The sequence below is a fragment of the Streptomyces sp. PTY087I2 genome, assembly GCF_001687325.1.
Lineage (GTDB): Bacteria > Actinomycetota > Actinomycetes > Streptomycetales > Streptomycetaceae > Streptomyces.
Map to the genome: position 1 here is coordinate 58,987 of NZ_LZRD01000011.1, position 19,352 is coordinate 78,338.

The 19,352-nt window shown below is 73.1% G+C and carries 16 protein-coding genes; 8 read left to right on the forward strand and 8 right to left on the reverse strand.

Going from position 1 to position 19,352, the window contains the following annotated elements:
* Positions 1–33: 33 nt before the first annotated feature.
* The 4 genes from A3Q37_RS14105 to hmgA all read right to left on the reverse strand — a co-directional run bounded on the left by A3Q37_RS14105 (position 34) and on the right by hmgA (position 4,881).
* Entirely contained in the window at positions 34–1,230 is a 1,197-nt protein-coding gene (locus A3Q37_RS14105) for a CaiB/BaiF CoA-transferase family protein (protein ID WP_065484111.1), read from the reverse strand.
* Positions 1,231–1,298: 68 nt separating this feature from the next.
* Positions 1,299–2,597, reverse strand: a complete 1,299-nt coding sequence (locus A3Q37_RS14110) for a type ISP restriction/modification enzyme (RefSeq protein WP_065483573.1) — start codon at positions 2,595–2,597, stop codon at positions 1,299–1,301.
* 99 nt (positions 2,598–2,696) lie between these two features.
* A complete protein-coding gene (locus A3Q37_RS14115; RefSeq protein ID WP_065484116.1) occupies positions 2,697–3,503 on the reverse strand; it encodes a GntR family transcriptional regulator in 807 nt (268 codons plus the stop codon).
* A 58-nt stretch (positions 3,504–3,561) separates the two neighbouring features.
* On the reverse strand, positions 3,562–4,881 hold the full coding sequence (gene hmgA, locus A3Q37_RS14120) for a homogentisate 1,2-dioxygenase (RefSeq protein ID WP_065483575.1): 1,320 nt from the start codon (positions 4,879–4,881) through the stop codon (positions 3,562–3,564).
* Between the two features lie 375 nt (positions 4,882–5,256).
* On the opposite strand from hmgA, the gene A3Q37_RS14125 reads away from it, so the two are divergent.
* The 6 genes from A3Q37_RS14125 (at position 5,257) to A3Q37_RS14150 (ending at position 13,727) form a co-directional block, all read left to right on the forward strand.
* Entirely contained in the window at positions 5,257–5,877 is a 621-nt protein-coding gene (locus A3Q37_RS14125; RefSeq protein WP_176711414.1) for a TetR/AcrR family transcriptional regulator, read from the forward strand.
* 154 nt (positions 5,878–6,031) lie between these two features.
* Complete coding sequence (locus tag A3Q37_RS14130) at positions 6,032–8,236, forward strand: molybdopterin oxidoreductase family protein (protein WP_065483581.1); 2,205 nt, start codon at positions 6,032–6,034, stop codon at positions 8,234–8,236.
* A 139-nt stretch (positions 8,237–8,375) separates the two neighbouring features.
* On the forward strand, positions 8,376–9,815 hold the full coding sequence (locus A3Q37_RS14135; protein WP_065483584.1) for a CitMHS family transporter: 1,440 nt from the start codon (positions 8,376–8,378) through the stop codon (positions 9,813–9,815).
* Positions 9,815–11,071 carry an MFS transporter gene (locus A3Q37_RS14140; protein ID WP_255311812.1) on the forward strand — a complete coding sequence of 419 codons (1,257 nt, stop codon included), beginning with the start codon at positions 9,815–9,817 and terminating at the stop codon, positions 11,069–11,071. The genes A3Q37_RS14135 and A3Q37_RS14140 overlap by 1 nt, the downstream gene beginning before the upstream one ends.
* A 135-nt stretch (positions 11,072–11,206) precedes the next feature.
* Complete coding sequence (locus tag A3Q37_RS14145) at positions 11,207–12,601, forward strand: aldehyde dehydrogenase family protein (RefSeq protein WP_065483589.1); 1,395 nt, start codon at positions 11,207–11,209, stop codon at positions 12,599–12,601.
* A gap of 43 nt (positions 12,602–12,644) precedes the next feature.
* Complete coding sequence (locus A3Q37_RS14150; protein WP_065483592.1) at positions 12,645–13,727, forward strand: Zn-dependent alcohol dehydrogenase; 1,083 nt, start codon at positions 12,645–12,647, stop codon at positions 13,725–13,727.
* Between the two features lie 4 nt (positions 13,728–13,731).
* On the opposite strand, the gene ppk2 is transcribed toward A3Q37_RS14150, so the two are convergent.
* The 4 genes from ppk2 to A3Q37_RS14170 form a co-directional block, all read right to left on the reverse strand.
* A complete protein-coding gene (gene ppk2, locus A3Q37_RS14155) occupies positions 13,732–14,784 on the reverse strand; it encodes a polyphosphate kinase 2 (protein WP_065483595.1) in 1,053 nt (350 codons plus the stop codon).
* Positions 14,753–15,706 (reverse strand): DMT family transporter, encoded by a 954-nt coding sequence (locus A3Q37_RS14160; RefSeq protein ID WP_065483599.1) that lies wholly within the window; start codon positions 15,704–15,706, stop codon positions 14,753–14,755. The genes ppk2 and A3Q37_RS14160 overlap by 32 nt, the downstream gene beginning before the upstream one ends.
* Positions 15,707–16,206: 500 nt before the next feature.
* Positions 16,207–16,938, reverse strand: coding sequence for a helix-turn-helix transcriptional regulator (locus A3Q37_RS14165; RefSeq protein WP_065483601.1), 732 nt, complete (start codon positions 16,936–16,938; stop codon positions 16,207–16,209).
* A gap of 14 nt (positions 16,939–16,952) precedes the next feature.
* A complete protein-coding gene (locus A3Q37_RS14170; protein ID WP_065483604.1) occupies positions 16,953–17,642 on the reverse strand; it encodes a TetR/AcrR family transcriptional regulator in 690 nt (229 codons plus the stop codon).
* Positions 17,643–17,718: 76 nt separating this feature from the next.
* On the opposite strand from A3Q37_RS14170, the gene A3Q37_RS14175 reads away from it, so the two are divergent.
* Both A3Q37_RS14175 and A3Q37_RS14180 read left to right on the forward strand, forming a co-directional pair.
* Complete coding sequence (locus A3Q37_RS14175; protein WP_065483607.1) at positions 17,719–18,870, forward strand: acyl-CoA dehydrogenase family protein; 1,152 nt, start codon at positions 17,719–17,721, stop codon at positions 18,868–18,870.
* 111 nt (positions 18,871–18,981) lie between these two features.
* Positions 18,982–19,272: a YiaA/YiaB family inner membrane protein gene (locus A3Q37_RS14180; RefSeq protein WP_065483610.1), complete on the forward strand. Its 291-nt coding sequence runs from the start codon at positions 18,982–18,984 to the stop codon at positions 19,270–19,272.
* The last annotated feature ends 80 nt before the right edge of the window (positions 19,273–19,352 follow it).

Sequence of the window (19,352 nt, forward strand, 5' to 3'; positions counted from 1 at the left end):
ACCGGACCGCCCCACCGCTCGGGACGGACCAGGTCAGGCGATCACCCCGTCCCGGCGCAGCACCGATGTCTGCTCGTCCGTCATCCCCAGGGCTCGCAGCAGCGCATCGGTGTGCTCGCCCAGCGCCGGTACGGCACCCATCCGTGGATCCGGGCCGCCCGGCAGCGTGATCGGCGGCAGCAGTGCCCGCAACGGCCCCACCGGTGAACCCACTTCCCGCCACCGGTCCCGCGCCGCGAGCTGCGGATGCGCCGCCACATCGGCCACCGTGTTCAGCCGGGCACAGGCGATTCCCGCCGCCTCAAGGCCGGCCAGCGCCTCCTCGCCCGTGAGGCCCGCCAGCGCCCGGCCCACCGCTTCGTCGGTCCGCTCCCGGTTCGCGGTCCGCGCGGCGTTCGTCGCGAAGTCCGGGTCATCGGCCAACTCGGGCCGCCCCAGAACCCGTTCCGCCAGTCGCCGCCACTCCCGGTCGTTCTGCACGGAGAGCAGCACCTGCTCGCCGTCGGCCGTGGCGAAGGCGTCGTACGGGGCGATCACCGAGTGCGCGAGTCCCGTACGCGGCGGGGGCGTGGCCCCGTGCATGCCCTGGTGCAGCGGGTGGCCCATCCACTCGGTCAGCGCGTCCAGCATGGAGACCTCCACCGGGCCGCCCCGCCCGGTGGACGCCCGCCGCAGCAGCGCCGCGAGCACCCCGGAGAACGCGTACATCGCCGCCGCGATGTCGGCCGCCGGAACACCCGCCTTCACCGGCTGCTCCGCCGTTCCCGTCACCGAGACGAGTCCGGCCTCGCACTGCACGAGCATGTCGTAGGCCCGCTTGTGCGCGTACGGCCCGCCCGCCCCGTAACCGGAGATGTCGACGGCCACGAGCCGCGGGTGCGCGGCGCAGAGCGAGGCGGCGTCGAGCCCGAGCCGGGCCGCCGCCCCCTGCGCCAGATTCTGGACGAACACATCGGCCCCGGCGACGAGTTCACGGACCACCGCGAGGCCGCGCGGGTCCTTCAGATCGACGGCGAGGGACTTCTTGCCGCGGTTGCACCAGACGAAGTGCGAGGCGAGTCCGCGCGCCGCCGTGTCGTAGCCGCGCGCGAAGTCGCCGCCGTCCGGGCGCTCCACCTTGATGACCCTGGCTCCGAGGTCGGCGAGCTGCCGGGTGGCGAAGGGGGCGGCGACCGCCTGCTCGACGGCCACCACCGTGATGCCGTCGAGGGGGAGGGGCAATGTGTTCATGACCCCGTGCATACCCGCTGACCGGCGCTTTCGCCACTCTCCGCCGCCAGGAGCCCCCGGGCCCTCCGCTACAGCAGCGCGAACTGCCCCTCCGGGCCCTCCTCCTGGTGGCCGAGCACCGATGCGGGGCGCCGGGCCGAGGGCGGGACGGGCAGCACGCCCGCCGCCCGCAGCTCGGCCGGGCCGATCAGCGGGCCCGTCTCCAGCGCCGCCCGCAGCTCCTTCCGGGCACCCGCCGTGCCGTCCAGCAGAGCCAGTACGGTGATGAGTTCGAGCAGCTCCGAGGTCCACTCCCGGGGCCAGCCGCGCGCCCCGACCGCGTCGAGGCCGTCCGCGGCCGCGCCGTCCGGCCCCCGGCCCGCCGCTGCCGCCGCACGGCGGCCGAACCAGAGCTCCAGCACCCGCACCCCGCCCACCGTGAACTCCCAGGCCGCCGCGGGCACCGGCGAGATCCGGCCGTCGCCGACGGTGAGCGCCTCCTCCTCGGCGTCGTAGGACAGCTCGGTGGGGCGGGCGGGGAGCGCCGCCCGCACATAGGGCCTGCGTCCGCCCGGCAGCCGGGGCCGCTCCCCGCCCCGGGCCCCGCGCGACTGGAGCCGCAGCAGCTCCCGGCCGAGCGCCACCCCCGACGACCACACCGCCCCGTCGGCCGGCAGCGGGATCAGGGGGCCGGTGGCGGCGGGCCGGGCGGCAGCCAGGATCCAGGCCAGCACCGCTTCCGGGGTGAACACGTCCGGCTCCCCGCGACCGCTGCCGCCGAGCCGCCCGCACAGCAGGTCCAGGAGCCCCGGCGCGAGGTTGGGCTCCGTGCCCCCGGGCCTGCGGTGGAGCGGCCTGATCCGGCCGGGCCGCCCGGCGGGGGAGTGCCCGTCGGGCAGCAGCGCGGTCACGGACAGGGCGGGCCCGGCGTCCTCGGGGGCGGCGCTGTGTTCGACCGCGAAGAGCTGCTGCCCGTCGGCGACCCGCCACAGCTCCGGCCGGGCCGCGTCGATCAGCCGGTGGTCGGGGAGCAGCCACTGTTCGTCGTAGGGGCCGTGCAGGATGCGTACGGGGTCGGGGCAGGGGCCGGGATCCCGGGCGAAGCGGGCCGTGCCGGTCGACTGGCCGGGCAGGGCGGCGACCGAGGTGTGCGGCGTACGGGAACGGGTGGCGGCGAAAAGCCGCTCCTGCTCGGCCGTTTCGGCACCGGCCAGGCGTTCCCAGCGGGCCCGGAGCGCCACGGGGTCGGGGCCACTCACCCAGGCGCGGCCGGTCCGCAGCGGCCGTACCGACCACGGCATCAGCTCGTCCAGCGGGATGAACGCGTCGAGCGGCGAGGACTCCGTGTCCCCGCCGGATCCGGCCGCCGCCGTCCTGCACGCTGCCACCGAGCCGTCCCTCCCCTGTCCGCCGTGACCTGGCCGCGGTGACCTGTCGGCCGTGGCCCTTCGCATCGTAACTGCGGGCGGAGTCCGCATGGCGTGAGGTCAGTGGGCCTCGACCGTCACGGAGAAGGAGAACCGGTCGCCCCGGTAGCGGATCCGGGCCACGTCCACCACGCGCCCCTCCTCGTCGTATGTCACGCCCGTGTAGTGCAGGATCGGGCTGAGCAGCGGGACCTGGAGCAGCTCGGCGGTGACGGGGTCGGCGAGGCGGGCCTCCACCGTGTCGGTGATCCGGGAGATCCTCACCCCGACGACGTCGCGCAGGACCTTCGTCATCGGCCAGCGTTCGAGGTCGGCCACGTCGATCCGGGCGGCGATGTCGGGGCGCACCGCGTTCTCCGCCCAGTTGGTGGGCTCGTCGCTCTCGCCGTCGCGGCGCAGCCGCCGGTAGCGGGTCACCTCGGCGCAGTCCGGGAAGAACTCCGCGAGATCGCCGGGCAGCGGCACCGGGCCGTGGCCGAGCACGGTCGTCGCCTCGCCGGACTGCTGGGCCACGATCGCGTCGACCGAACCCAGCAGCCGGACCGGGGAGACCCGCCGGGCGCGCGGCTCGATGAACGTGCCGCGCCGCCGGTGCCGGCTGATCAGCCCCTCCGTCTCCAGCTCCTTGAGCGCCTGGCGCATCGTGAGGACGCTGACCCCGTAGTGCGCGGCGAGCTGTTCCTCGGTGGGCAGCCGGGCGGAGGCGTCCTGCGGGCGGCCCAGTATGGAGGCCCGCAGCGACTGGGACACCTGGTACCAGAGAGGCAGCTTCCGGTTCAGGACGAGGGAGTCGGGGGCGAAGGCGGCCGGCTGGCGCGGCTGGTCCGCCCCGCTGTCCGTCCCGGCCTGCTCATGGCTCTCGGTCATGTCGTCCCCGTCCCCGTCCCGTCCCATTCCGCCCCTCCGGACCTCCCGCGCCCGTCGGCTACGGCCGGAAGTTGCGGCTCAGACCCTGCCACACGTCGTCGTAACCGCGCTGGAGATGGCCGGCGGAGGCCGCCTGCTCCGTCGCCGTGACCGGCCAACGGGTCTCGAACATGAACGCCAGACCGTCGTCGATCTTCTGCGGCTTCAGCTCCGCCGCGCTCGCCCGGTCGAAGGTCTCCCGGTCCGGGCCGTGCGCCGACATCATGTTGTGCAGGGAGCCGCCGCCGGGGACGAAGCCGTCGGCCTTCGCGTCGTACGCCCCGTCGATCAGGCCCATGTACTCGCTCATCACATTGCGGTGGAAGTACGGCGGGCGGAAGGTGTCCTCGCCGACCAGCCAGCGCGGGGCGAAGACGACGAAGTCCACCCCGGCCAGCCCCGGGGTGTCGGACGGCGAGGTCAGCACCGTGAAGATCGACGGGTCGGGGTGGTCGTAGCTGATCGTGCCGATCACGTTGAACCGGCGTAGGTCGTAGACGTACGGGGTGTGGTTGCCGTGCCAGGCCACCACATCGAGCGGCGAGTGGTCGTACGTCGCCGACCAGAGGTTCCCGCAGAACTTGTTGACCACCTCCACCGGGCCCTCGCGGTCCTCGTACGCGGCGACGGGGGCCAGGAAATCCCGGGCGTTCGCCAGGCCGTTGGCGCCGATCGGGCCGAGGTCGGGCAGCGCGAACGGGCGGCCGTAGTTCTCGCAGACGTAACCGCGCGCGGTCTCCTCCAGCAGCTCCACCCGGAAGCGGACCCCGCGCGGGATCAGCGCGACATGGCCCGGTTCGGCGTGCAGCAGGCCCAGCTCGGTGCGGAGCAGCAGCCCGCCGCGCTCCGGGACGATCAGCAGCTCGCCGTCGGAGTCGCTGAACACCCGGTCCGTCATCGAGGAGTTGGCGTGGTAGAGGTGGATGGCCATCCCGGCGCGCTGGGCGGCGTCGCCGTTGCCGCCGAGCGTCCACAGGCCGGTCAGGAAGTCCGTGCCGGGCGCGGGGTCGGGCAGCGGGTTCCAGCGGAGCCGGTTCGGGTCCGGCACGGTCTCGGTGAACGGGGCCGAGCGCAGGGCACCGTTGTCGATGCGGGTGAACGCCGGGTGGGCGGCCGAGGGGCGGATCCGGTAGAGCCAGGAACGGCGGTTGTCCGCGCGCGGCTCGGTGAAGGCGGAGCCGCTCAGCTGCTCCGCGTACAGCCCGAGGGGGGCGCGCTGGGGGGAGTTGCGGCCGTGCGGGAGCGCCCCCGGCACCGCCTCCGAGCTGTGCTCGTTGCCGAAGCCGGAGGAATAGGTCAGCCCTTCGGCCGTCTTCCTCGCCTGGTCGATCGCGCTCATCCCGCACTCCCGGTGCCCAAGAAAGCCCTCGGATCCGCCGGACGACGAATCCTATGTACCACCGTAGGAATAGGAGCGGGGCGCGTCAACGGCACACATCGGGCCATTCGGTGCGTGTGCCTCCGCTGTCCCGCCGGACTGCCTTTGGTGCCCGGTGGTCTGCCTTTGGTGTCCGGGCCTGCCGCCTCGGGTCTTCGGTGGTCTGCCTTTGGTGTCCGGGCCTGCCGCCTCGGGTCTCCGCAGGGCTGCCCCCGCTGTCCGGCCCGCGCCCCTGGTCTCCGCCGGGCTGCCTCCGCTGCCCGTCGGCCCGCCTCCGCTGCCCGCCGGGCTGCCTCCGCTGTCGGGCCCGAGCGCCGGGCACGGCATCATGGGCCCGTGCCTCCTCAGCCCCATGTCAACCCGAACCTCCGCCGCGCCCCCGTGCAGCAGCGCAGCGCCGACCGGCTGGCCCGGATACTCGACTCCTGCGCCGGGCTCCTCGACGAGACCGGATACGAGCAGCTCACCACCCGGGCGGTCGCCGAGCGCGCGGAGGTGCCGATCGGCTCCGTCTACCGGTTCTTCTCCAACAAGCGCGCCCTCGTCGACGCCCTCGCGCTGCGCAACCTGGACACCTACGCCGACCGCATCACCGCCCGGCTCGCGGACCTCCCCGCCGCCGACTGGCGCGCCGCCATCGACGCGGTGCTCGACGAGTACCTGGCGATGAAGCGGAGCGTCCCCGGGTTCGCGCTCGTCGACTTCGGGCCGCCGTTCCCCGCCGAGGGCCCGGCGGACGACGCCAACCGGCGGCTGGCGGACCGCCTCGCCGCCCTGCTCGCCGGGCACCTCGGCCGCTGGCCCGACGAGGGGCTGTCCCGGGCGATCCTGGTGAGCGTGGAGGCGGCCGACGCGCTGCTGCAACTCGCCTTCCGTACGGAACCCTCGGGGGACGCGGCGATCATCGCCGAGACCCGGACGCTGGTCAGGTCCTATCTGGCCCAGACGCTGGACTGAGGCGGACGCGTCGGGCCCCTTTCCTGGGGCCCACGACACCTCCCCACCGTGCGTACCGGTCGGTATGCTCGCCGTGCCGGGGCAGCGGGGCTCCCACGCCCCCCGCCCGGCCCATGTCCGCGTGCCGTCGTCGCAGCCGCCCCGGGGAGGGCCCATGTCCCACGACTCCCGCACCGCACCGCGCATCTGCCCCCTCTGCGAGGCCACCTGCGGCCTCACCCTCACCATCGAGGGGACCACCGTCACCGGTGCGCGCGGCGACCGCGACGACATCTTCAGCCGGGGCTTCATCTGCCCCAAGGGAGCCTCCTTCGGAGGGCTCGACGCCGACCCCGACCGGCTGCGCGTCCCCCTCGTGCGCGGCGAGGACGGGGAGCTGCGCGAGGCGGCCTGGGGCGAGGCGTTCGACCTGATCGCCGCGCGGATACCGGACCTGGTGAAAGCCCATGGCCCGCAGGCCGTCGGCGTGGTGCTCGGCAACCCCAACGTGCACACGATGGCGGGCTCCCTCTACCCGCCCCTGCTGCTTGCCGCCCTGCGCACCCGTAACGTCTTCACCGCCAGCACCCTGGACCAGATGCCCAAGCACGTCTCCAGCGGCCTGCTCTTCGGTGACGCGCACGCCATCCCCGTACCGGATCTCGACCGCACCGGCCATCTCCTCCTGATCGGCGCCAACCCGCTGGAGTCCAACGGCAGCCTCTGCACCGCCCCTGACTTCCCCGGCCGGCTCAAGGCCCTGCGCCGGCGCGGTGGCACGCTCACCGTCATCGACCCGCGCCGCACCCGTACCGCCCGGCTCGCCGACCGGCACGTCGCGATCCGGCCGGGTGCGGACGCCCTGCTGCTGGCCGCACTCGCGCACACCCTGATCGACGAGAAGCTCGCCGACCCCGGACCACTCACCGAGCATCTGGAAGGCCTCGACGAACTCGCCGCCGCCCTGGCGGACTTCACGCCGGACGCGGTCGCCGCCGCCTGCGACGTGGACGCGGACACCATCACCGCCACCGCCCGCGAACTCGCCGCCGCCCCCACCGCCGCCGTCTACGGGCGCATCGGCAGCTGCACCGTCGAGCACGGCACCCTGGCCAGCTGGCTGGTGGACGTCCTCAACATCCTCACCGGAAACCTGGACCGGCCCGGCGGCGCGCTCTTCCCGCTCTCCGCCACCGCCCGCGCTCCCCGTCCCACCGCCCCCGGGACACGTAACGCCGCCCCCGGCAAGGGCTTCGCGCTCGGCCGTTGGTCGAGCCGGGTCTCCGGGCACCCCGAGGCCAAGGGTGAACTGCCCATCGCCGCCCTCGCCGAGGAGATCGACACCCCGGGCCAGGACCGTATCCGCGCCCTGGTGGTCATCGCGGCCAACCCCGTACTCTCCGCGCCCGACGGCGACCGGCTCGACGCGGCCCTCGCCGACGGGCTCGACTTCATGGTCAGCGTCGACCCGTACCTCAACGAGACCTCGCGCCGCGCCGATGTCGTGCTGCCCCCGCCGCCGCCCTCGCAGAGCGCCCACTTCGACTTCGCGTTCAACAGTTTCGCCGTCCACAACCAGGTCCGCTACACCCGCGCCGCCGTGCCCCTGGAGGACGGGCGGATGGACGAGAGCGAGATCCACGCCCGGCTGATCCTCGCGGTGAGCGGCATGCACGGCGCGCCGCCCTCCGCCGTCGACGACCTGGCCGTCGACACCGCCCTCACCCGGGCCGGGGCAGCAAAGGAGCTGGCCGCCGAACTCACCGGCGAGAACGGCCCCGAACGGCGGCTGGACCTGATGCTGCGCCTGGGCCCGTACGGGCTGACGCTTCAGCAACTCCTCGCCCACCCGCACGGCATCGACCTCGGCCCGCTGAAACCCCGCCTCACCGAGGTCCTGCGCACCCGCTCCGGCCGCGTCGAACTGCTCCCGGAGCCGATCGCCGCCGATCTGCCGCGCCTGCGCCGGGCGCTGGGCGACCGGCCCGCCCCGCTCGTCCTCGTCGGCCGCCGCCATCTGCGCTCCAACAACAGCTGGATGCACAACGTCGGTTCGCTCACCGGCGGGTCCAACGTCTGCACCCTCCAGATCCACCCCGACGACGCGGCCCGCCTCGGGCTGGCCGATGGAGACACCGCGCGCATCGAGTCCTCGGGCGGCGGCATCGAAGCCCCCGCCGAGATCACCGACACCGTGCGCAGCGGGGTGGTGAGCCTCCCGCACGGCTGGGGCCACAGCCGCCCCGGCACCCGGATGTCGGTCGCCGCCGCCCACCCCGGGGCGAACGTCAACCAACTCCTCGACGGCACGCTCCTGGATCCGCTGTCCGGCACGGCGGTCCTGAACGCCATCCCGGTCTCCATCACCCCAGCTCACTAGCACTACCCCGTTGACCTGGGGTTTTGCTCGTATTGCTCACGCGTCAACGTCTTGTTAACTCTTCGAGGAGGCCCCTAACGTCATCCGGACCGACCGCCGAGACCGGTGGGAGTTCAAGGATGAACGTTAGGTATCCCCCATGCTGACAATCCTCGGCTTCGTCATGATCGCGACCTTCCTGGTCCTGATCATGACGAAGAAGATGTCGCCGATCGCGGCGCTGGTACTGATCCCCGCACTGTTCTGTGTCGCCGTCGGGCAGGGCGCCCAACTCGGCGACTACGTGATCGAAGGCGTCGGCAATCTCGCCCCCACCGCCGCCATGCTGATGTTCGCCATCGTCTACTTCGGCGTGATGATCGACGTCGGCCTGTTCGACCCGATCGTCCGGGGCATCCTGAAGTTCTGCCAGGCCGACCCGATGCGCATCGTGGTCGGTACGGCGGTGCTCGCCGCGATCGTCTCGCTGGACGGCGACGGCTCCACGACCTTCATGATCACCGTCTCGGCGATGTATCCCCTCTACAAACGCCTGAAGATGAGCCTGGTCGTGATGACCGGCGTCGCGGCCACCGCCAACGGCGTCATGAACACCCTGCCCTGGGGCGGCCCCACCGCCCGCGCCGCCACCGCCCTCAAACTGGACGCCTCCGAGATCTTCGTCCCCATGATCCCGGCGCTGGCCATGGGCCTGCTCGCCGTGTTCGTGCTGGCGTACGTGCTCGGCATCCGGGAGCGCAAGCGCCTCGGGATGCTCACCCTCGACGAGGCGTTCGCCCGCGAGCCGCAGCCGGAACCGGAGACCGTGTCGGCAGGCCCCGGAGGCACCGGCGGCAAGGACCACCTCAGCAAGGGCACCGCAGCATCCGTCTCTGCAAGCGGTACGGGAAGTGGCACCGCGGACACGGACGCGAACGGGAACGGAAGCGACGACGAGCTCCAGGGCCTCGACCCGAACCGGCCCACGCTCCGCCCCAAGCTCTACTGGTTCAACGCCGGACTCACCGCCGCCCTGCTGACGGCGATGATCATGGAGCTGATGCCGATCCCGGTGCTCTTCCTCCTCGGCGCCGCCCTCGCGCTCACCGTCAACTTCCCCCACATGCCCGACCAGCGGGCCCGGATCGCCGCGCACGCCGACAACGTCCTCAACGTCTCCGGCATGGTCTTCGCCGCCGCCGTCTTCACCGGGGTCCTCACCGGCACCGGCATGGTCGAGCACATGGCCGACTGGGTCGTCGGCGCGGTCCCCGAGGCGATGGGCCCGCACATGGCCATCGTCACCGGACTCCTCAGCCTGCCGCTCACCTACTTCATGTCCAACGACGGCTTCTACTTCGGCGTCCTGCCCGTCCTCGCCGAGGCGGGCGCGGCCCACGGGGTCTCGCCGCTGGAGATCGCCCGCGCCTCGCTGGCCGGGCAGGCCCTGCACATGTCCTCGCCCCTCGTGCCTGCCGTGTACGTCCTCGTCGGCATGGCGAAGGTCGAGTTCGGCGACCACACCCGCTTCACCGTCAAGTGGGCCGTCCTCACCTCTCTCGTGGTGCTCGCGGCGGGCATCCTCTTCGGCATCATGTGATGGCCGAACGACCGCGAACCGGGCCCGGCCGGGGCTGGCTGCTGCGCCTCGTCATCGCCTTCGCCTTCGCGCAGGGGGCGGTGTCGATGGCGCGGCCCGCCGTCTCCTACCGGGCCCTCGCGCTGGGTGCGGATGAAACAGCTGTCGGTGTCATCGCCGGGGTCTACGCCCTGCTCCCGCTGTTCGTCGCCGTACCGCTCGGCCGCCGCACCGACCACGGCCGCTGCGCGCCCCTGCTGCCCATCGGCGTCCTTCTGATCTCCGGCGGCTGCGCGCTCAGCGGCCTGGTCTCCTCGCTGCCCGCGATGGCCGCCTGGAGCGGGGTGATGGGTCTCGGCCACCTGTGCTTCGTGATCGGCGCGCAGTCGATCGTGGCCCGGCAGTCGGCACCTCACGAACAGGACCGCAACTTCGGGCACTTCACCATCGGGGCCTCGCTCGGCCAGCTCATCGGCCCGATCGCGGCGGGCGCGCTTATCTCCGGGCAGGGCGGAGCCCTCGGCCGTACGAGCGCGCTCGCGCTCCTCGTCTCGGCCGGGGTCTGCGCGGTCGCCCTCGCCTCCCTCTGGCGCATCGAGCACCGCCCGGCGACCGGCACCCGGCCGCGGGCCGACGGCAAGGTCCCCGTCCGGACGATCCTCGGCGCGCGGGGCGTCCCCGCGGGCATCCTCATCAGCATGGCCGTGCTGTCCGCCACCGACATCCTCACCGCCTATCTGCCGGTCGTCGGCGAGCACCGCTCCATCGCACCGGCCACCGTCGGACTCCTGCTGAGCCTGCGGGCCGCCGCCACGATCGCCTGCCGGCTGGTGATGACACCGCTGCTGCGACTGCTGGGCCGCCGGGCCCTGCTGACCACCAGCTGTCTGCTCGCCGGACTCCTCTGCGCGGGCGTCGCGCTGCCCGTCCCCGTCCCGGTCCTCGCCGTGATGCTGGCCGTGCTCGGCTTCTGCCTCGGCGTCGGCCAGCCGCTGTCCATGACCACGGTCGTCCGCGCCGCGCCCGACGGGGCCCGCTCCACCGCGCTCGCCCTGCGGCTGACCGGCAACCGGCTCGGCCAGGTCGCCGCCCCGGCCGCGGCGGGCCTGATCGCGGGCGCGGTGGGGGTGGCGGCCCCGTTCGTGCTGCTCGGTGTGGGGCTGGTGGGCGCGGCGGGCCTCGGCCTGCGCGGCGAGGGTGAGAGCCGTACGGGGCGGGGCGACGGCCCCGGCCGCCCCGGGGCAAGGGATCATGCTGTTCCGGGGGCGAGGGCGTGACCGGCGTGACCGGTGTCTCGGAAGGCTCCCTGGCGCCGGAAAACTAACGGCGCTAGTTTGGGCGGGTGCGACGAGTGCCCCGCGCCCGCCGCACGGCTTCGGCGCTCCGCACAGCACGTCCGGGAGGAAACAGCCATGAAGGCCCATGACCAGATGTACATCGACGGCGCGTGGCGGCCCGCCGTCGGCCGGGACACGATCGCGGTCGTGAACCCGGCGGACGAGCAGGTCATCGCCCACGTACCGGCGGGGACGGCGGAGGACGTCGACGCGGCGGTGCGGGCCGCGCGCGCCGCCTTCCCCGCCTGGGCCGCGACACCGCCCGCCGAGCGTGCCGCCCGGCTCACCGCGCTGGCCGACGCGCTGGCCGCCCGCAAGGACGTGCTGGCGGAGACGATCACGGCGGAGCTGGGCTCACCGCTGCCGCTGTCACAGATGGTCCACGCGGGCGTGCCCGTGCTGGTGGCCGCCTCGTACGCCGAACTGGCCGCCCGCCACACCTTCGAGGAGCGGATCGGCAACTCCACCGTGCTGCTGGAGCCGGTCGGCGTGGTCGGTGCGATCACCCCCTGGAACTACCCGCTCCACCAGATCGTCGCCAAGGTCGCCCCCGCGCTCGCCGCCGGCTGCACCGTCGTCCTCAAGCCCGCCGAGGACACCCCGCTCACCGCCCAGCTCTTCGCCGAGGCCACCGAGGCCGCCGGGCTGCCGCCGGGGGTCTTCAACCTCGTCACCGGCCTCGGACCGGTCGCCGGCCAGGCGCTCGCCGCCCACGAGGACGTCGACCTGGTCTCGTTCACCGGATCGACCGCCGTCGGCAAGCAGATCGGCGCCACCGCCGGAGCCGCGATCAAGCGCGTCGCCCTCGAACTGGGCGGCAAGTCCGCCAATGTGATCCTGCCCGGCGCGGACCTCGCCAAGGCGGTCAACGTCGGCATCGCCAACGTGATGACCAACTCCGGTCAGACGTGCAGCGCCTGGACCCGGATGCTGGTGGACGCCGAGCGGTACGACGAGGCCGTGGAGCTGGCGGCGAACGCCGTCACCAAGTACGTGGCAGGGGAGCGGGTCGGTCCGCTCGTCAACGCCAAGCAGCAGGCCCGGGTGCGCGGTTACATCGAGAAGGGTGTCGCGGAAGGGGCCCGGCTGATCGCGGGCGGCCCGGACGCGCCCCTGGAGACCGGCTACTACGTCAGCCCGACCGTCTTCGCCGATGTCACCCCGGACATGACGATCGCCCAGGAGGAGATCTTCGGCCCGGTGGTCTCGATCCTGCGGTACGAGGACGTGGACGACGCCCTCCGGATCGCCAACGGCACCGTGTACGGGCTCGCCGGTGCCGTATGGGCGGCGGACGACGAGGAGGCGGTGGCCTTCGCCCGCCGGATGGACACCGGGCAGGTCGACATCAACGGCGGACGGTTCAACCCGCTGGCCCCGTTCGGCGGTTACAAGCAGTCGGGGGTCGGCCGCGAGCTGGGCCCGCACGGTCTGGCGGAGTACCTCCAGACCAAGTCGCTCCAGTTCTGACCCCGTAACCCTTCCTGTGTCATTCCGTGTAAGGAGCCTGTTCGTGGTCCGCGCCGCCGTACTGCCCGCCGTCGGAGCTCCGCTGGAGATCACCGACATCGTCCTGCCGGAGCCCGGCCCCGGTCAGGTGCGTATCGCGCTCGCCGCCGCCGGGGTCTGCCACTCCGACCTGTCCCTGTCCGACGGCACCATGCGCGTCCCGGTGCCCGCCGTCCTCGGCCACGAGGGCGCGGGTACGGTCCTGGCGGTCGGCGAGGGCGTCACGCATGTCGCACCCGGTGACGGCGTGGTCCTCAACTGGGCCCCCTCCTGCGGTGCTTGCTTCCACTGCGGGATCGGGGAGGTCTGGCTCTGCGCCGACGCGCTGAAGGGGACCGGCAACCTCCACGCCCGTACGGCCGACGGCACCGAACTCCACCCCGGCCTCAACGTGGCGGCCTTCGCGGAGGAGACCGTCGTCGCCGCGAACTGCGTGCTCCCGGCCCCCGACGGCATCCCCCTCACCGACGCCGCCCTCCTCGGCTGCGCGGTCCTCACCGGCTACGGGGCGGTCCACCACAGCGCCCGGGTCCGCGAGGGCGAGAGCGTCGTCGTGTTCGGGATCGGTGGCGTCGGCCTCGCCGTGCTCCAGGCCGCCCGGATCGCGGGCGCGTCCAGGATCATCGCGGTCGACGTCTCCCCGGCCAAGGAGGAGCTGGCCCGGCAGGCGGGCGCCACCGACTACGCCATCGCCTCCGCCACCACCCCGCGCGAGATCCGCAAGCTGACCGGCGGCCAGGGCGCGGACGTCGCGGTGGAGTGCGTCGGCCGGCCCGCGACCATCCGGGCCGCCTGGGAGTCCACCCGGCGCGGCGGCCGCACCACGGTCGTCGGGATCGGCGGCAAGGACCAGGAGGTCACCTTCAACGCCCTGGAGATCTTCCACTGGGGCCGGTCCCTGACGGGCTGCGTCTACGGCAACAGCGACCCGGCCCGCGACCTGCCCGTCCTCGCCGACCACATCCGCGCGGGCCGCTTCGACCTGTCGATGATGGTCACCGAGCGCATCGCCCTGGACGGCATCCCCGCCGCCTTCGACAACATGATCGCGGGCAAGGGCGGCAGGGCGCTGGTGGTCTTCCAGTAGTCCGTCAGTAGTCCGTCGTCCGGGAGGTCGAGGTGACCGGCCCCAGCAGCCGGGCATCCATCTCGCCCTCCTCGAACAGCCGGGAGGCCGGGCCCACGATCAGCGGGTCCGGCTTCCCGACCGCCTCCGGGTCCTTGCCCGGGTAGTCGAAGCGGTCCAGCACATGCCGCATCGCCTCCAGCCGGGCGCGCTTCTTGTCGTTGCTCTTCACCACCGTCCAGGGCGCGTCGGCCGTGTCGGTGTGGAAGAGCATCAGCTCCTTCGCCTCCGTGTACTCGTCCCACTTGTCCAGCGAGGCCAGGTCGACGGGGCTCAGCTTCCACCGCCGTACGGGGTCGATCTGCCGGATCATGAACCGGTTGCGCTGCTCGTTGCGGGAGACGGAGAACCAGAACTTCACCAGGTGGATGCCGTCCCGGGCGAGCATCCGCTCGAACCCGGGAGCCTGGTGCATGAACTCCAGGTACTCGCGGGTCGTGCAGAACCCCATGACCCGTTCCACGCCTGCCCGGTTGTACCAGGAGCGGTCGAACAGGACGATCTCCCCGGCGCTCGGCAGATGCGCCGCGTACCGCTGGAAGTACCACTGGGTGCGCTCGCGCTCGGTGGGCTTCTCCAGCGCCACCACGCGTGCGCCACGCGGATTGAGATGCTCGGTGAACCGCTTGATCGTGCCGCCCTTGCCCGCCGCGTCCCGGCCCTCGAAGAGGATCACCAGCCGCTCGTCGCGCTCCTTCACCCAGTGCTGGAGCTTCAGCAGCTCGATCTGGAGCGCGCGCTTGGCCTTGTCGTAGTCGCGGCGGCGCAGCTTGCGGTCGTACGGGTAGTCCTCGCGCCAGGCGTCGCGGGCGTGGCCCTCCGGCGTGACGAGGACGGGATCGTCATCTCCGCTGTCGACCACACCGAACCCGTCCAGATAGGCCCCGCCGTGCCGCGCGGCACGGCGGGTGGCCTCGGAGCCGTCGGGGTTCGCGGGCGTGTCGGCCCCGGCGGGCTCGTCCCGGTCCGCCTTGCCCTTGGCCCCGTTACGTCCGTTCCGCTTGGCGCTCCTCGTCATGACGGGATCCCTCCACCGGCCGGGCCGGATTTCCGCGTGTGGGCCCAGTCTGCGGACGGCTCCGGGAGACCGCCACCCCGGCCAGGCACAGCACCCCGCCGACGATGCCGAGCGGGGTCGGCACCTCGTCCAGCAGCACCCACGCCATGCCCACGACGAGCGCCGGGACCGCGTAGGTGGTCGCGCCCATCTTCCCCGCGGTGGTCCGGGCCAGGGCGTAGCCCCAGGTGGTGAAGGCCAGCGCGGTCGGGAAGACGCCCAGGTAGACCATGTTCAGGGTGGCGGACAGCGGGGCGTCGGCGGCCTCGGAGACCAGCACCCCGGTGAACGGCAGGCAGGCGACGGCCCCGATCAGGCAGCCGAAGGTGTTGATCTGGAGCGAGGAACCGTGCGCGAGGGCCGGCTTCTGGCTCACCACGCCCGCCGCGTACGCCACGGCGGCCAGCAGGCACAGGGCCACGCCCAGGACGGAGGAGCCGCCGTGCCCGGACATCGCGAGCCCGACCACGACCGCGCCGGCGAACGAGACGCCCATGCCCAGCAGCAGGCGGCGCGGCAGGCCCTCGCCGAGCATGCGGGCGCCGAGCAGGGCGATCAGGATGGGGCCGATGTTCACGAGCATCGCGGCCGTGCCGGCGTCGACCTCCTGCTCGCCCCAGTTCAGGGCGACCATGTACAGCCCGAACCACAGCACCCCCGAGGTGATGATCCCGGGCCAGGCGCCGCGCCCCGGGAGCCCTTCCCGGCGGACGAGCAGGATCGCCCCGAGCACGAGCGTGCCCGCGAGCAGGCGGCCCAGGGCCAGCGCGCCGGGGGAGTAGGCCTCGCCCGCGCTGCGGATGGAGACGAAGGCGGAGGCCCACAGCAGGACGGTGGTGCAGGCGGCGGCGGGGGCGCGCCAGGGGTGGGTGGTCGTGGTCATGGCCACGACCGTAAGACCGAAACGCTTCGCCCCCCACCGAATTGTCAATCCCCGTCAATCGTGACCTCGGCGGCCCCATTCCCTGGGGGCTCCCCAAGCCCGTCCACCCTCCCAGCCCGTCCGGCGCTTGAGGACGGAACCCTGCACCCGTCCAGCCCGTGCCCCCCTTGGGGCTGGGGCCGTCCACCCTTCCAGCCCGCACCCCCTTGGGGCTGGAGCCCGGCCGTCCCCTCCAGCCTGCACCCGCTTGGGGCTGGAGCCCGGCCATCCCCAGCCCGTCCGGCGATTGAGGACGGAACCGTGGCGGTGGTACGGGGCGACCCCTCCGTGTCCGGGAAGCAAGGGTGCTGCCCAACCCAAGCACCGGTTCCGTCCTCAAACGCCGGACGGGCTGGATGTGCACGGCCTCGTCCGCAGCCGCCGGACGGGCTGGATGTGCACGGTCTCGTCCGTAACCGTCGGACGGGCTGGAGTCGCGCGGGCTCGTCCGTGGCCGGGCGTCAGTCCGGGAGTGGGTCGGGGGCCAAGCCCAGGTGGGCCGACAGGGCGTGGGCTCCCGACGGGGTCAGCCGGACCGCCCGCCCCGACCCCACCCGCTCGCACCACCCCACCCCCAGCACATGCGCGCACAACGCCGCCCCCGCCGCCCCCGCCAGATGCGGACGCCGCTCCGTCCAGTCCAGGCAGCCCCGGGCCAGGGGCCGCCGCCCGGACCGGTCCAGGGGGACGCCCAGCGCGTCGAACCACTCCAGGCCCGCCCCGGTCAGCGCGAACCCGGTGTCCTGCCGCAGCAACCCCCGTACGGTCATCGCCTCCGTGATCCGGATGCCCAGCCGCCCGGCGAGATGGTCGTAACAGGTCCGCCCCCGGGCCAGCGCACTGCTCATGCTCGCCGCCCGCAGCGACCGCGGCCGCTCCGGCTCGCCCGGCATCGTGCGGGACACCAGCTCCTCCACCAGATGCGCCGCCCGCTCGTCGGCCAGCCGGACATAACGGTGGCGGCCCTGCCGCTCCTCGGCCAGCAGCCCGCCCGCCACCAGCCGCCCCAGGTGCTCACTGGCGGTGGACGGGGCGACACCGGCGTACCGGGCCAGCTCACCGGCGGTCCAGGCGCGCCCGTCCAGCAGCGCCAGGCAGAAGGAGGCCCGGGTCTCGTCCGCGAGGAGGGCGGCCAGCGCGGCGAGGCGTACGGCGGTGGAGTCGTGCGGCCGCGGCCGACGGGAACGGTCCATACGTCCAGCGTCCGTCACGGACGGTTCGGCGCCGGCCGAACCGTCGCCGCGTCACCGTCCACCGGCCGCGCGTACTGCTCGTACTGGATCGCCAGCCCGTCCAGCAGTGCCCGCAGCCCCGTCTCGAAGGCCCCTTCGTCGACCTGGCGCCGGTGGTCGGCCAGCAGATGGGCCTGGCCGAGGTGCGGGTAGTCGGCGGGGTCGTAGGCGGTCTCGTCGTCGACGAAGCCCCCGGCGAAGGAGCCCAGCGCCGAGCCGGTGATGAAGTACCGCATCAGCGCCCCGATCCGGGTCGCCTGCGCGGGCGGCCACCCCGCCCCCACCATCGCCCCGAACACCGCGTCGGCCACCCGCAGTCCCGCCGGCCGGCGGCCGGGGCCCCGGGCGAGGACCGGGACGATGTGCGGGTGCGCGGCGAGGGCGGCCCGGTAGGACAGCGCCCAGTCGTGCAGGGCCGCCCGCCAGTCGCGCGGGTCCGACTCCTCGAACATCGACAGATCGACCTGTACGGAGACCGCGTCGGCGACGGCGTCGAGGATCTCCTCCTTGTTGCGGAAGTGGTTGTAGAGCGAGGGCCCGCTGACCCCGAGCACGGCCGCCAGCCGGCGCGTGGAGACGGCGTCGAGCCCCTCGGCGTCCACGAGCGCGCTCGCCGCCCCGACGATGCGGTCTCTGCTGAGGAGGGGCTTGCGCGGTCGGGCCATGCGGCTCATAGTAGGCCCTGCGAGCCGGAAACTAGCAGTGCTAATTAAGCGATCGTCGGAAGCGGGGTGGCGCACGATGGACCTGGCGCTCAGCGAGGAGCAGGAAGCCGTCCGGAAGCTGGCCGAGGACTTCGTCGCCCGCGAGGTCGCCCCGCACGTCGTCGCGTGGGACCGGGCCGAGAATGTCGACAGGTCGATCGTCGGCAAGCTCGGGGAGCTCGGCTTCCTCGGGCTGACCGTCCCCGAGGAGTACGGCGGCTCCGGCGGCGACCACCTGTCCTACTGCCTGGTCACCGAGGAGCTGGGGCGCGGCGACTCCTCGGTGCGCGGCATCGTCTCCGTATCGCTCGGCCTCGTCGCCAAGACCATCGCGTCCTGGGGGAGCGAGGAGCAGAAGCGGCAGTGGCTGCCCCGGCTCACCTCCGGCGAGGCGATCGGCTGCTTCGGCCTCACCGAGCCCGGCACCGGCTCGGACGCCGGGAACCTCGCCACCAGGGCCGTGCGCGACGGCGGCGACTATGTCGTCAACGGCACCAAGATGTTCATCACCAACGGCACCTGGGCCGATGTCGTCCTGCTCTTCGCGCGGACGGACGGCAGCCCCGGCCACCGGGGCGTCTCCGCCTTCCTCGTCCCCGCCGACACCCCCGGTCTCACCCGCCGCACCATCCACGGCAAGCTGGGCCTGCGCGGCCAGGCCACCGCCGAACTGGTTCTCGAGGATGTCCGGATACCGGCGTCCTGCCTCCTCGGCCCCGAGGGCAAGGGCTTCTCCCTCGCGATGTCCGCCCTCGCCAAGGGGCGCATGTCGGTCGCGGCGGGCTGTGTCGGCATCGCCCGGGCCGCCCTGGACGCGGCCGTGCGCTACGCCGGTGAGCGCGAGCAGTTCGGCAAGACCATCGCCCGCCACCAGCTCGTCCAGGAACTGCTGAGCGACATCGCCGTGGACGTGGACGCCGCCCGGCTGCTGACCTGGCGGGTCGCCGACCTGATCGACCGGGGCCAGGACTTCGCCACCGCCGCCTCGAAGGCCAAGCTGTACGCCTCCGAAGCCGCCGTCCGCTGCGCCAACAACGCCCTCCAGGTCTTCGGCGGCTACGGCTACATCGACGAGTACCCGGTCGGCAAGCTGCTGCGGGACGCCCGCGTGATGACGCTCTACGAGGGCACCAGCCAGATCCAGAAGCTGATCATCGGCCGGGCGCTGACGGGCGTCTCCGCCTTCTGACGGGCGCCCGGTCTCGCACGGGGCTCGTACGGGTGTCTGAGTACGGGCCTGGGGGCCGGCCTGAGTACGGGTGCGGATGTGGCGCGCGCCACCTCGGCCGATGCTGAACCCATGAGTGACACGACACCGGTCAAGCAGCAGAGCACCGCGGCCTTCTACGTCCAGGCCGTGGCCTCCTTCATGGTGGCGATCGCCGCGGTCGCCTTCGGTATCTTCTTCCTCGACGCCGACGCCTGGGTGCGCGGATTCCTCGCGATCGGCGTGCTCTATCTGGTCACGTCCTGTTTCACGCTCGCCAAGGTGATCCGGGACCGCCAGGAGGCCGGGCAGATCCACAGCCGGGTCGACCAGGCCCGGCTGGAGAAGATCCTCGCCGAGCACGACCCGTTCCAGAAGCTCTGACCCGTACCGTCCGCCGGACACGCCCTAAGCGCTTGCTCAGGTTCGGGGTATGGTGTTCGTCCTGCTGACGGAGAGGGGCC